7 protein-coding genes are annotated in these 14,357 nt (G+C 43.0%); 2 read left to right on the forward strand and 5 right to left on the reverse strand.

Translation table 11 applies throughout. The features are described from left to right. Positions 1-34 precede the first annotated feature (34 nt). Positions 35-385, forward strand: a complete 351-nt coding sequence (locus AABK39_RS21395; protein WP_338395279.1) for an MmcQ/YjbR family DNA-binding protein — start codon at positions 35-37, stop codon at positions 383-385. Between the two features lie 159 nt (positions 386-544). After that, positions 545-2,089, forward strand: coding sequence for a BACON domain-containing protein (locus tag AABK39_RS21400; RefSeq protein WP_338395280.1), 1,545 nt, complete (start codon positions 545-547; stop codon positions 2,087-2,089). A gap of 86 nt (positions 2,090-2,175) precedes the next feature. Here the strand turns inward: AABK39_RS21400 and AABK39_RS21405 are convergent, their stop codons facing one another. The 5 genes from AABK39_RS21405 to AABK39_RS21425 form a co-directional block, all read right to left on the reverse strand. Then, positions 2,176-4,491, reverse strand: a complete 2,316-nt coding sequence (locus AABK39_RS21405) for an ATP-binding protein (protein WP_338395281.1) — start codon at positions 4,489-4,491, stop codon at positions 2,176-2,178. A gap of 24 nt (positions 4,492-4,515) precedes the next feature. Next, positions 4,516-7,599: a T9SS type A sorting domain-containing protein gene (locus AABK39_RS21410; RefSeq protein ID WP_338395282.1), complete on the reverse strand. Its 3,084-nt coding sequence runs from the start codon at positions 7,597-7,599 to the stop codon at positions 4,516-4,518. Positions 7,600-7,936: 337 nt separating this feature from the next. Next, on the reverse strand, positions 7,937-9,172 hold the full coding sequence (gene lysA, locus AABK39_RS21415) for a diaminopimelate decarboxylase (protein WP_338395283.1): 1,236 nt from the start codon (positions 9,170-9,172) through the stop codon (positions 7,937-7,939). A 198-nt stretch (positions 9,173-9,370) separates the two neighbouring features. Then, positions 9,371-13,051, reverse strand: coding sequence for a metallophosphoesterase (locus AABK39_RS21420; protein ID WP_338395284.1), 3,681 nt, complete (start codon positions 13,049-13,051; stop codon positions 9,371-9,373). Between the two features lie 45 nt (positions 13,052-13,096). Next, positions 13,097-14,005, reverse strand: coding sequence for a hypothetical protein (locus AABK39_RS21425; protein WP_338395285.1), 909 nt, complete (start codon positions 14,003-14,005; stop codon positions 13,097-13,099). Between the last annotated feature and the right edge of the window lie 352 nt (positions 14,006-14,357).

The following is a 14,357-nucleotide window of genomic DNA, read 5'->3' on the forward strand; positions in this document are numbered from 1 at the left end:
ATTGGAATAGTATAATCTTTAAAGATCATAAAATATGACTATCGAAGAATTCAGGGAATTATGTCTTTCATTACCCGGAACTACCGAAGATCTGCCTTTTGATGAAAGCACATTAGCGTTTAAAGTAATGGGGAAAATATTTGCCATAACGGACATAGACAATTTTGAATATGTCAATCTGAAATGTGATCCGGAAACCGCTCTTGAGCTTAGGGATAGATATGAGGCTATAAAGGCTGGATATCATATGAATAAAAAGCATTGGAACAGCGTCTATTTTTCGTCTGACGCCAACGATTCCTCAATCAAAGAATGGACCATGGAATCGTACCGTTTGGTAAAGGAAAAACTGCCTGCAGGAATAAGAAAGCAACTGGAAGAATAGATTCTTTGTAAGCTACATTTTTACTGCAAACACTGCTTTTGATATAAATCAAATTTTTCAAAAAAATATAACTCTACATTGGTTGCGTAGCAAAACCGAAACGGTTTTGCTTTTTCTGTTTTAGAGGGAAAATGTTTTTTATATACAACCAATACTGATATGAGAAAGGCTTTACTGGCGGGGATATTAATAATCTCATTATCCGCCTGCGAGAAGGAAGTGGTAAAGATGGAAGAGCTGAATGGGGATAAACTTGGCGTGTCTACACAGCTACTGGAATTTGGGGATAAAAAAGACGAATTGAGTTTTAGGCTAAAAAATAAAACAGGAAAAAACGTCAAATGGGAAATAAAGAATTCGAACAGTTGGCTTTCCTTTCAGAAGAGGACTGGCGTAATGGATAGCGCCATTACGGTTAAAGCCAAAGTGAACCGAAAAGGCGTACTGCGTGGCACTTACCAAGATTATATTATCGTTTCGTTTCCCAACAATGTTAATCGCGTAGTGAGGGCAGATATGAATGTGGCCAATATCAGTCCGACGGCGCCCATTCTTCTAAACTCTCCTAATAACGGTAACCCAGGCTTTAAAAATGAATACGGTTTTGTAAGGAATCCTACTTTTAAATGGAAAGCAAGTTCCGATGCCGATCGGGATTCTATTTCTTATGGGGTTTATATAGATAAAGAAGAGAATCCGAAAACCCTAATCAAGACGATAAGAGAACGAGACCATTTAAAGGAATATTCCTTTAAAACCGAAGATAAGCTTGAATACGGAACAAAATATTTTGCGAAGATAGTGGCGAAAGATAAATACGGAGGTGCCACATCCAGCGAGGTTGTCGGATTTAAGACGGCGGAGGCCGGTAAGTTTTGGCATCGAATCGGGGAGATCAACCACCCGTTGGCCAAAGGAAATTCCGATAACCGGATGACTGTCCACAATGGTCAGCTTTATTACCTTTCCGGAGGAACGGGCGCTACGGTTTACAATTATGTATTACGCTCTGGTGACGGGAAATCTTGGAACCAAGTAGGCAAATTAAATGGCGGTCAGAGGCGTTTAGGCTCCGAAATGATTTCGTTCAAAGGAAAACTCTTCTTGATTGGGGGAAGAATCTATAGTTCCCGAAAATCGGATATTCTCAGTAGTACCGATGGCGGAAACTGGGAGAGCGTGGCTCAGATACCGGAACTAGCGAAAGCGAAATCGTTTAGGTGCGTCGTTTTCAAAAATAAGATATGGCTTTTTTACAGTATTGACCGTAGGGGCGTAAAAATCTTAAACAGCGAAAACGGGACGGATTGGAAACCGGTAAGCGACAAAGGCCCAACCATTTACCGAGATACGGAATTGCTTATCCATAATGAGAATTTATGGCTTCTGGGAGCTGGAACTTTCGAAAGGAAAAGCGGTATTTTTTCTAGCCCGGACGGGAAAACGTGGACACACAAAGCAAAGAAATACACAATAGGAGAAACAGGTATGAGGGCCATCTCATATAAGGGGAAGCTTTGGAAAATAGGCGGTGGTTTGGACCGTTTAAATCAACTTGGCCGAAAACTCCATGTTTCCGAAAATGGAATAGATTGGGTCGAAAGAAACGAAGACATGGGCTTTTATTTTAACGGTGGTGAGGCCGTAGTCTTCAAGAAATCAATATTTGCCGTCGATCGGGTAAATGTATGGCGGATGGATTAAGGTTGATCCCTTTCTTTCCAAAAAAATGCCAGTAGCTATATCATATATATCGCTACTGGCATCCTTGCTTAGTTATTAAAATAAGATTATTCTTGTCCCTTAAAAAGAATAAATGCTTCCTTTGATTTCATATTTTCGGAATCGCTATAAAAACGGTCGAATAATATTACTTTGTTTTCTTCAGATTGAAAATCTGTAATTATTCTGGCCGTTTTAAGTAAATCTGTATCGGCTTTTCCTTCAATTAACATCGTATTGGAAAGGTTGGTTTCCCACCCTTCAGAGCCTCCTTTTGTTAATACTATGGCTTCTACAATAGACTCGCCTAAGCGATACGCTTTATATGTCACAAATAGGTTATTTCCTTTAACTAAAGCGGAAAGTACATTTACTTTTTCGGCATCATTCACATAATTATCGACCGAGACAGTTGCCTTTTTATAACCTCCTTCTTGCTGTTTTGAATATAAAAAGACATCTGAACCGGAGGTAACCGTGATCGTTCCGTTATCGGCTATTGAAAAGTTTGTTTTTGGCGATAATTTTTTCTCTCCCGATAGATTTCCTACCATTACTGGAGTATCGGAATATCTCTGACCATTTTTCTGGAAAGCGTATATTCTACTTTCGTTTTCGGTCAGAATAAGTCTTGCAACTTCTGTTCTGTTCCACGAAAATTTATCCGCAATAAAATCAGTCTCACCGATTTCTAGGGTTTGAGAATCGTTTGCGGGCACCCACTTATACCCATCCTTCCTAAAAGAATAGAGTTCCTTTCCGTCCCAAACTTCAAGCCTATTCTCTAAGAATCGTATTTTGCCTTTTGCGTTTGGATTATCCCCATTTCCTATTTCGACTAATGCGTCAGCCTTTCTTGTGCTAATCCAATCATTCCCCTTTTTTTCAAAAACATAAACAAGCAATCCGTCATTTGACCTGTCCTTTGATAAAACGAATAACCTACCCTCTTCGAAAATAATCTCTTCTGGAAAGAAATCGGGCCTGTCAGTCGACAAATAGGCCAAAGGCTTTCTTTTTTCACCACTGATGTCATATATACCCACAGACTGTCTTTTTCTATGGCGTACAGGCATTGCGCAAAGATCCCCCTGAAAAGCAACGGCGGGTAGACGACTTTCTAACCATGGAGACTGCGAATGAGTCGTTGTCCTTAACGGTCCCGGCTTTTCATAACTCATTTTTACCGCTTTGGGCCAGAAGGTTTCTTTTTTATAAAAATTAAGATTTTCGAAATCGGCAGGAACGTTTTTCTCGCCATCTATATAAACCGCAACTATATCATTCCCGATAGCTACGTTGGTTTCGAAATTGCCAAAAAATCCAATTCCAGCATGATTCTCAATCCAATTTTCCCATATCATTCGAGGATCGGTTCTCTCCCAAGTATCGCCTGAAGCTTCAAATAGGTCAGTTAAAACTGATATCTTTTCGTTATTCCAATATGTTATGGCTATCCTATTTGTTTTAAAATCTAAATCAACTACAGGATAATCGTTTTTTATTGCCACTAAACTTTTTGGTCGTAATAGTTTAGTATCCACTTCTTCCATATCAGGCCACGAACCGCTAGCCTTTTGAAAAAGGTGAATATACCCCGTTTTACCATCCAAAGCGACAATAGATTGTTGATGTACCGCAATCGCATAGCCCAGACCCGAAGGTTTATGGTCTTCAGTATTCTCGGAAATATAGACCTGCTCGAAAAGAGAAGATGAGTTCCAATCGTTTCCGTTATTTTCGAAAATATGCAGTTTGTTTTCTGTCCCGAAAGATGTCGCACATAGAATATCGTCCGTTAAAGCGATTCTCCATATAGGGTTTTCCGTTTCTACGTGTTTTGGTTGTAAGGAGGATGCGGAAGCCCAACCACCATTCGGTCTTTTAATTAACGCTATAACATTGCGGGATTCCGTCTCGGTGTTAAAGGTGATATAAGCCAAAGTATTTGAAGCTATATCGAAACCATTTCCACGGATACTTCCTAAAGGTGCTTCGACTTTTACCGCTTCCTGACTATCTGACCACTCCCCGTTTTTTTTGTCGAAAAGATAGAGGTCTCCTTTATAAAGGCCTGCTATATATTCGCTTTCAATCTTTACCGATTCGAAACGGGCTTTCGGTTTATCCGGCAATCCTAATCTAGCCTGGATTTTCCATTCGTTACCCGAAAGCTTCCATACTACAATACCGCCATCTGTAACCGCAACAGCGTATTCGTCCAAAATATCAATGGACTTGCCGGTATTAGCGACTTTCACTTTTTCTCTTTCCGGAAAAACGATTTTATCCTTTTCCCATACTTGGGCCTGAGCCTTTGAATTTGTGGCAAATACGATCAAAAACGCAATAACCACCTTTATATATTTGGTATAACAGTTCATGATAATAAGATCAAAAAAGACACATTATTTTATTAGCACCCTACGCTCGTCACTCTGGTTTCCGAATTGTATTTTCAGGATATACATTCCCGGTTCGCTAATCCGAATTTTGGTCAAATGCTCTTTGTTTGAAACCGTTTTCTTGAATAAGGTTTTTCCTTCCAAAGAAACCAAACGAATAAAAGTTGATTTCCCTTTTCCGTATGTAGTCACAGTAATTTCTCCGTTACTCGGATTAGGGAAAACATTAAAAGCCGATTGTCCGGTAACACCCGTAACTTTGGCTACCGAATAACTACGTTCAATTTGAGGGGCGGCTAAATATCGATCGTCTCCTTCCTGAGTAAAGCGGACAAGTACTTTCCCCGGCTGGCTTGGCCTTAAAATTCCATTCTTTAATTCGGCTTCACCTTCGATTATCTCCGCAGTTACGGGCAACCCAGAATCACTTGTAAAACTTAGAGGATAATCATTGTCAATAAACAATGTTTCTGTCAGTTTCTGTACGGTTATATTTTGGGAGGCTTTATTAACTGTAACAAACGCATATTTTTCAGCAGGAGCTTTATCTGAATTCTCATCGGTATAAGCTCTTAAGAGTACTCGACCTGAACTTGCGATAGAGACTTGGGCTCCATTTATATTCAGAATATTGTCACCCGCTTCGTAATCAAAGTTAACTGGCACACCGGATTCAGATGTCGCAGTTAGGTTTATTCCTTCGTTTGAATATGTGATTGTTTGGTTGTCGAAGTTGATCGCATCTTGCTCTTTTCTTTCATACTTGAACAAAGCTCCGTTAGACCTAAATAAAAACGCATTCTTCCCTAAGGGAATAAGTGGGTGTTGAATAATATGCGGCGCTACTGAAACAAGCTCTCCATTGACCCGTTTTGAAGCATGCTCGTTCTCAACAATCTTATTAAGGTCAAACCTCAATACTTCTTTCTCATTTTTCTTTACAAGGCATAAAATCCCATTCTTCAAATAAAGCTGGTGATGACTAACTTTAGGAACCCCTCCATTTTTCCAAAAATCCGAGTTTGTAACAAGCTCTTTTTCTACTTCTACCCATTGATCATTCTCCTGCCTATAGAATATTCTAATTTTATCTTGGTTATTAGCGTTTTGCACAAGAAAATCGCCATCAACGACGAAACCAGAGAAATTGGGAGCTGGTATTTCTTTAAGAAGTTTCAGGTTCTTTATTTTACTGTTTTCCTTCTCATATCCAATTAAATTTAATTGTCTTCTCCATCCCCCCTCGAGTCGTTCATTAACTGCAAAAGACACTAGATTGTCATTAATTATTGGATTGCCGCTTGCTTCCCCTTTAAACCACTTATAGTCTAGAACACTTAATTTTCCCGAATTAAAGTCCAGGTCACATACAGCCGCAATGGAACATGCTCCTAGCTCACTATCGTAAAACCTGGAATAAATAATGATTTGATCATTAAGAACTATCCCCCTGGTGAAATAGAAGTTAGAGGTGTTGAATATTTTGGGTATCGGGAAAATTAATTTTTTTTCCACGTTCTTATCAGTCAGGCTTGATAAATACCCAATCACAATTGGCGTGTCGTGACCAGGAACTTTATTCATGACCTCCTCAGGCGCAAGCTGTATGCAATGGTCACCATACACGCCACTTATTACCCCTTTATCTTTAAAGCTCTCCGAAAGCATCCGCCATTCTCCATTCATCAATTCGTAGAGGTCATACCTCTCAGAATAGGATGCCTTTACTAAGAATTTAGATTCAGACAATTGCTCAACTTTAGCAACGGTTATATCGACTTCTTTACTAAATTCTTGAAAATCGCTGGGAACTTCTTCGTATGATTCATCGTTATTCACTTCAAAAAATACAGGTTTGGCCTTAGTATATTGGCCTTCTTCGTATGTGCTTGAATAAACAATATCATTCTCCGAAGCCTCAAGCACGTTAAACCAAGGCGACTTTGCTGGTTCGGAGATTCTGAAGTCCGAAAATTGAACATTTCCATTTTGCCAAGTGGAACCGTCTCCGTCTATCTGGCCCCTTAAACCCACTATTACAGATGCACCTCGGTGATTGTCATATTTTTCTGCCAAAAAATGAAAGGTATTTCCTTGAGAATCAAAATTATAGATTGTAAGAGTATTTACTTTGACATCTTGTGGTAAAGGAATTTCTCGTAAATCTGGAGTTTCCCAAGTCGCTCCTTTTTTCTTTATCGACAAAGCTCGAAGGCCATTCTGAGTCTGATCTTTCAAGCCTAATAATAATATTTCATCTTTTGAGACAGCTCTAATTCTGTTTCCAAAAGAAGCCCCTTTTATAGTTCCTGATTCGTTATTAATCGTCTTCCAGCCATTCTCGGGGCGTTCAAAAACGAAAACCTTATTTGAAGAGACCAAATATATATTCCCTTCCTTTACAGCACACTCACTTGTCCCATCTAATCTACCTCCGTCAGCCACCTCCTTTTTAGAAAGTATTAATTTCCCTGTCTCGGACATGGTTTTCCAGCCTCCTTCCGGCTTCTCAAATATGTAGGCACTGCCACAATTCCAACACATGTCATCATCATTTCTTGACTCTACGACAATAAGGTCATTATCAATTGCCGTTTTTCGTATGCGGTGGCCTCCTTCGACAGGCCAAGTGCCATAAGCACCAAACGCATCAGTATAAGCCCCATCACTAGCGTATAATACAGCCGTTTCGGTCATATCCTTCCAACCGGACTCTGGCTTCTGAAAAAGATAAACAACTCCTGAAGCATATCCAGCTCCAATATCATTACGCCAGCCCGAAACTAAAACGACATCTTCAGACAGCGTTACATTATAGCCGAAAGTGTCATCGATATTGGAAGTCCGGAGTGTCGCAATTTTTTGCCATCGTCCATCCTTCTTTTCAAACAGATTTACTACATCTTTTGAATTGTCAGATATTACCGCGGTATTTCCGAAAATATCCATCGCTGGATTTCTTGAATAATCTGTAATACCTTTTGTGACTGTTCCGCTCAGCTCCAAAGATGACGTTTGTCTCCAATGTTGGGCCTGTACATTATAGATGAACAGCACCACTAAAAGTAGAGTTAAAAAAAATCTCATGTTCTGTGTTTGAAATATTGAAAGTTATTTTATTGTAAATTATTGAAAACTATAAAGAGAGACAAAAAAAGTACATTCTTTAACTATAGCCTAATTCAAGTAACATGTTATACACAACCAATCTTATTGTTTGAAAATCGCTCAAAACAAAGGGTGTTTGTGTTATTTAAGTCGAAGAGCTAATAAAGGCTAAAGCTGGAATGCAGGCAGAGATTTAATACAACCATGCGAGGCATTTATGTGAAATTGGTTTATTAACACAAAAAAAGCGCTCCCAAAAACGGGAACGCTCATAATCCGATTGTCAAATAATATGTTGCTATATGCCCGCAGACTATTACTCAGCTACCTTTTCGCTTTCGAAATCCAAGACTATTTGGTTTCTTACCAAATCCTCGAATTCGTCTCTCTTCCTTACCAGATGCGCTTTGCCGTCAAGAACCAGCACTTCCGCAGGGCGCATACGCGAGTTATAGTTCGAGGCCATTACGTAGCCGTATGATCCGGTATTTTTCAGGGCCAAAAGATGCCCCTCTTTGATTTCCGGTAATTCCCGGTCTACGGCAAAGTTGTCAATCTCGCAGATATTGCCAACCACGGTGTATGTGGCCTTGTCTCCGTCGGGGTTATCAAGATTCAGTATCTCGTGGTAAGCGTCGTAGAACATGGGCCGGATTAGGTGGTTAAAGCCGGAATCCACGCCAGCGAATACGCGCTCGCCGTTAGTTTTCACCATGGTGGTTCTTGTAAGAAGAGTGCCGCTCTCGCTTACCAAGAAGCGTCCGGGCTCAAACCACAGATCCACCTCTTTACCGTAGCGTTCGGTAAAGGCCGCGTGCTCGGCTTTTAGGCCTTCGGCCAATTCGTAAATATCGAGAATGTCTTCGTCCACTTTATGTCGGACTTTTACGCCTCCGCCGAAATCCACGAAATCGAGATCTTCGAAGGTTTCCGCTATTTCGAACACCTTTGCGGCGCCTTTGCGGAATATCTCACGGCTCATAATCACCGAGCTGGAATGGATATGCAATCCGTTTACCCGGATTCCGTATTTGTCGATAATAGAGCGGGCCTCCTCCAATTGCGATACCGATATGCCGAACTTGGACTGCTTGTGCCACCAAGTCACCTTTTCCGAATTCTCTTTGGAAACGATAAACGGATTCATCCGGACACAGCAAGGAACGGTAGAGCCGTAGCGTTTGCCGAATTTTTCCAGATTCGGGATGTTTTCGATATTGATATTTACTCCCAGATCAACGGCTTCCACTATTTCCGAAAAATCGACACAATTGGGGGTAAAGATAATCTCGTTGGGTTCGAAGCCTACCGAAAGGCCCATACGGATTTCGGGCACAGAGACCGTATCCAGGCAAGTGCCCTCGTTTTTCATCAACTTCATTACGCTCAGGTTAGTCAATGCCTTGCAGGCGTAGTTGATCCGTATGCAGACACCCGAAAATGCTTTCCGGAACGTGGCTACCTGATCTTTCATTTTCTGTCCGTCGTAGACATAAAGAGGGGTTCCGAACTCCTCTGCGATATCTTTTAAGTCTAGTCCCTGTATTTTCATTTTAGAAATAAAAAAGGTGTCGTTGGAATCGAATTCGCCAGCCAATTTGCGAGGAATAAACCGCTTTACATGACACTATTTTAGCCAGTAAAGATCTTATCTTAACCTTTTTGAAATAAATGGGCTCGCAGTATTGGGCCGAAATAAAAAAAGCCTCCCGCTAACCGTTTTGTGGGCTTGCGGGAGGCTGAAAATACTTTAGAAGTTAAATCCGAAATCGAATAGGAACTGCGTCGATTCGTTGGAGACGCCCACACTGGCGGTGAGCGACAGCATAGAGAACGGCGCTATAAAAATCCCGCCTCCGGTGCTGTTGTGCCAGCGTTTGGAGTCTTCCCCTTTTTCCCAAACTCTACCGATATCGTTGTAAGCGAATATTCCCCACGATCCGTTTAGCAGATAATTATCAAACTCCCGGACATTAAGCCTGAGCTCCGTATTGTTAAACGCCGCCGTACGCCCGTAAAAACGATCTTTTCGAAAGCCCCTTAAGCTATGCGAACCGCCCAGTTTGTTGGACTGAAGGAAATCGTAATCGCCAAAGTTATGGGCGCCGCCAAAACGCAAAGCCAACGTCAGCGGGCGCGGAAGCCGAGTGGTCATATACAAGCTCAAGTCGCCTTGAATTCTGGAGAACACGTCGCTCGTTTCGATCCCTTTGTACGTTTCCGACACCAAGTTCAGATGCGTTCCCTTAAGCGGAAAGCTCGGTTGGTCTCGTGTATCCGCTTCGTAACGTATAAATCCGCCCCAATAGAAATGGGGATCCAACACTTCGCTTTCGGTAAGCCCGTTTTCAGGGTAGTCGCTTACGTATCGATGGCGTGTTTTCGAATTATCCGGAATTTTGGTCCCAATCATTGACGGACCGAAATACAGCGCTTGTTTCTCGCCATAACGTTTCCTCAAAAGCGCATGAGCCTGAAGGCGCTGATAATTAAGAACATAATAATCCCGATCCTCATGCTTTTCAGTGTTGTTCCCTAGTCCGTAGAAATTTGACCGGTAAGAAGGGACATCCCAACGGGCATCGAAGAGCCCGTCGAGAGAGCCTATGAGTTTCGTTTTTTCCAGCCTGTATTTTACCCAAGCCGCAGACCCTTTCAGAGACACCGCAGCCAAGATAGTGTGCTTAGTGTTAAAAGGTTCCTTTCGGAAAGAATGGGTTTCGATAATGGCTCCGCCACCGAGGAAAAGGCCGTCATCGGGATTATAGCCAGCCGTGGCTAACGGGAAAGCCTGATTAAATTTGAAAGCGTAACGATCATAATCGTTGACTTCCGGTTTGTGAGATAGACGTAATCCCACCGATTTTCCTTTTTCCAACTCTAGCCTCTTCGGCTGGTCATACACCAACACTTTTTTTGTTTTCGGCCCTTTGGTTTCGTCTTCGACTTTCGTTAGTTCTTTACCGCCGATAATACGTACTTTTATCCCGTCTTTTGACGTGCCCGTAACTTTGAAAACATCGTCGCCACTAATGCCGTAGAGTCGCACTTCGTGGGTTTCCCCTTTCTTGAATTCCCGTTCGAAAAGCGTCTGTTTGATATTTCCTTTTTTGCTGATCTTCTTTACCGTGACTTTCAGGTCACCGTTTTCCCTACGTTCAACCAAAAAAAGCTCGTTCTTTTCCGATCCCGTAACATCTACGGATTTGGCCAAATTGCGGAAATGCTCCTTCGCATATCTCTGAAGCTTATCCCGGCGAGAAATCAATTTGCGGATCACTTCCTCGCCATGTTGTTTGAAAAGGGTATCCGGCCAAGTCAATACGGCTTGCCTTATCTTTTCGTCTGTCAATGATGATTGTAGTTCCTCGGCCTCCGCTATCCAATCCGACTCGCTGGCGCCTACCAAGAATGTCCGGTCAAAATATCGGGCGTTGAAATTAAACCAAGGCACCGAGCGGATATCCTCGTTAAAACCTTCGAGCTTAGGCAACAGCCAACGCCTTGAGGCGATTTTGGGAAACAAGCCCTCATTCACGAAGAAAGCGTGGTCACGGTCGCGCGGAATCGGACGGAAGAGTTTGCCTTTTCCTTTTTTGAAACTGGCCCAACGCCATTGGTCATCATGTCGGTCCCAATCCGCTATCAACATATCGAAAAGCCTTGACCTAACGGCAAAACGGTAATCGATTTGGTTGTCGTTGTCTTCCAGAAGCTTCTCGACTACCTTTGGCGTACTGTAAACCTTTTTCGTCCTTCCGAAGGAGCTGATATGCGACTCGTCACCGTGAGGTCTTTCTTCGAACAAACAAAGCGTATTGCCAAACGCTCCCCGGTACGGACCCAAACGCGGATCGTCCGGAATAAAAACCAAGGTAGGGTTTGCGTGATAAATTCCCGCATATTCGGCCAAGTGCGCAACCACCAAAGCGGCGTAAGGATGGTCGGAGGAAATTTGGTCTTGCACCGCGTCTTTGGCGATTGTGTTTCGGAGAACAACCGGAATGGCGTTTTCCGGAAACTTTTCCACTGACCTTAGCACGTATTGTTGTCCGGTACTATCTTCCAGACGTAAAGATTTAGTCTGCTGTCCTCCGCCCCTTTTCAGGATCTTCAAACCGCCTTTTTCCTTACCGAGATCCAGCAAAGGAACCTCGATCGGCGTTTCCCAAGCGTCGCGATAGTTTTCGCCCAAGAAAAACTTCTTGCTCTTGCCCGCCTTGTATTGTCCCGAAGCCTTTACCGTAATAAGGCTGTCTCTCAGATCCTGGGTATTAAATTCCTTGATGGTCGGTGCCGGCACATACGGTTTGTGCGCCAATTTACGATGATAAAGGGTATCGCCTTTCGCCGAAAAATAAGTGGCGAAAATACCGCCGTCCTCATGATAATCGATTCTTGAGAACCCGACCTCCGATTTGGCGAACTCGGAATATTTGCCCTGCCTGACAGGCGTATGCTTTGAACCCGAACCGCTGACCATATAATGGACACCGTTACGGTAGCAATATTGTAATGAATGTTCGTGACCGGATACGTAAACCAAATCAGGATGCGCCTGAAAAATCTCCTGCATTCCGTCCCTCAAGTGCCTGTTAGCAGGATTGGAAGTGTCTTGATAACTGAATCCCGATTTTCTGTACAAAGGATAAAGCGCTCCGACTACAGGCAATGGCACATACATCCAGTCGGCCACGTCTGTCAAGGGAAAGAAATAAGTCTTTGCCGGAAAAAAGCCTCCGTGTTCTCCATAAGTGATCACGGGGTGGTGACCCGCCACCACTATTCTTTTGTTTGGATGCCTAACAATTACGTCGTTGAGCGCCAAGAGGTAATCCTCTTCGGTTTTCACTTCGCAGTCGCCCGCCTTTTCCTCAGTCTCACGCCACGGATGCAACCACCATTGCGTATCCACGATTACCAGTAACAGGTCTTCGCCAAGCGGAATCTCCACCGGCCCCGGACATCCGTCCAATGGCTGGAAAATGTCTTCCCGCCCAGTGATTTCCTGAAGGAATTTTTGCTGGCTCAACACATATTCCCGACCTTTTTTGCCTCCGTTTTTCCAATCGTGGTTCCCCGGTATGGCAAAAGCCCTTCCCGCAAAACCTTTGATAAAGCCGAATTCCGCCCGCAAAATCTCCTCGCCTTTTTCCCTGGCTTTTCCTTCGTCAGGGTCGAGGCCAGAAGGATACAAGTTATCGCCCAAATACAAAATGGTCGCTGATTTCCCTACCTCTTTAGCTTGCCTTTCCAGCTCGCTGATGTTGGCATCGCCAGACTGAACGGCCCCGGCATCCCCGATTAGGAAAACAGTGTGTTTGGCCCTTTTCTGTCCCAAAACCACCGAAGTGGAGATAAAGACAAGCGAAAAAAGCGTGATCGCCAGCTTTAGAGGCCATTTCCGTCTTGCGTTTAGGCTGTATCCCATATCCAAATAGTTATAAACCGGAAAATCCCGGCTTACTTTGATTCGTTAATCACAAAGATAATCGTAAATATAGACCCGACCATGTTTTCCATCACCCTCATTGGCGATAAGCATATCACCGTTCGGCATAAAACAAATGCCCTCGGGTTGACGATGCTGTTTTCGGCTGAGGCGTTGCACTTGCTTAAGCTGTCGGCTGTCTCGGTCATAAACAGCCAGCACTTTGCCTATATGGGCCAAAATATAAATATCCCCAGTCAAAGGATGTACCGCAACACCCGATGGCTTTATAAGTCTCCGCTCTCCAATAAATTCCGCAATCTCTTCCGGATCCACTACCAAATAGGGCTCCTTGGACATCTTCTTAGATTTCAAATCAAAAGAGTAAACATTGCGAACCAAAGCTTTCTTTTTTGGGCTTCCTTTAAGAGCCACCAACAGACTGTCATTGTTCAGCTTCGTAAGCCCTTCCACGTTATGGTCTTTGGTAAGGCGGGTTTGCTGTACGTTACCGTGTAGCCCGTTGTATGTTCTGGCGTCAAAAAAGAAAATATCGCCCTTGCTGTTAGTCACATAAATATCGTCGCCCACTACAGTCACCCCTTCGTAATCACCGGCCTTATAGAAGTGCTCTTTCTTTACCACCGCCCGTACGGACAGGTCGTAAAAGTAAACAAAACCTTTCTCATCCTGAACCATCACCACCGTGTCGCCTTTGTAATGGGCGATTCCGGAGACTTCCTCCAAGCTGTTCGGCATTTTTATCTCGGCCGCAGGCTCCCGCACATCATAACACGAAATGGTGGGGCCCGCACTTTGGACCTCCGCCACTTGACGCATATCTCCTGATTTCTCTTTATTTGACGCTTTGCCGCCACATGCGGAGCAAATAGCGCCTAAGGCCAAAGAAATGGACAAAACCCGGAGCCCAACCGATGGTAAAAATCTATTCATATCGTATGGATGGTATTGTATTCGCCGAATTTTCCTTCTCACCAAAAAGGTATTTTTCAAGCTTATATATCAGGCAAAAATAACAAAATATGGACTATTATTGCCCAGCAAAGGCAGGATTCAACTGACTTAAAAGGATTGAACATGCTCACACCCACATAAACAACTGAAAAACAACACAATGAAATGAGTTTTTCATTCTTTTCATCGTTTCTTAAATCTATACGGTTCTACCTTTTTTAAAGCGAAATTAGAAAGGCAAACCGCCTAAATAATACGCTAAATACGGAACATGGGAAAGCAAGGTTGCGTATGTGCTCGCAGGGTTGAAGACCAAGATTAACGTCTCGAA

The organism is Fulvitalea axinellae, from assembly GCF_036492835.1.
GTDB classification, from domain to species: domain Bacteria; phylum Bacteroidota; class Bacteroidia; order Cytophagales; family Cyclobacteriaceae; genus Fulvitalea; species Fulvitalea axinellae.

Coding starts and splice junctions, on each gene's coding strand:
- AABK39_RS21395 (WP_338395279.1), top strand. CDS start 35: ATGACTATCGAAGAATTCAGGGAATTATGTCTTTCATTACCCGGAACT.
- AABK39_RS21405 (WP_338395281.1), bottom strand. CDS start 4,491: ATGAACTGTTATACCAAATATATAAAGGTGGTTATTGCGTTTTTGATC.
- AABK39_RS21425 (WP_338395285.1), bottom strand. CDS start 14,005: ATGAATAGATTTTTACCATCGGTTGGGCTCCGGGTTTTGTCCATTTCT.
- lysA (WP_338395283.1), bottom strand. CDS start 9,172: ATGAAAATACAGGGACTAGACTTAAAAGATATCGCAGAGGAGTTCGGA.
- AABK39_RS21410 (WP_338395282.1), bottom strand. CDS start 7,599: ATGAGATTTTTTTTAACTCTACTTTTAGTGGTGCTGTTCATCTATAAT.
- AABK39_RS21420 (WP_338395284.1), bottom strand. CDS start 13,051: ATGGGATACAGCCTAAACGCAAGACGGAAATGGCCTCTAAAGCTGGCG.
- AABK39_RS21400 (WP_338395280.1), top strand. CDS start 545: ATGAGAAAGGCTTTACTGGCGGGGATATTAATAATCTCATTATCCGCC.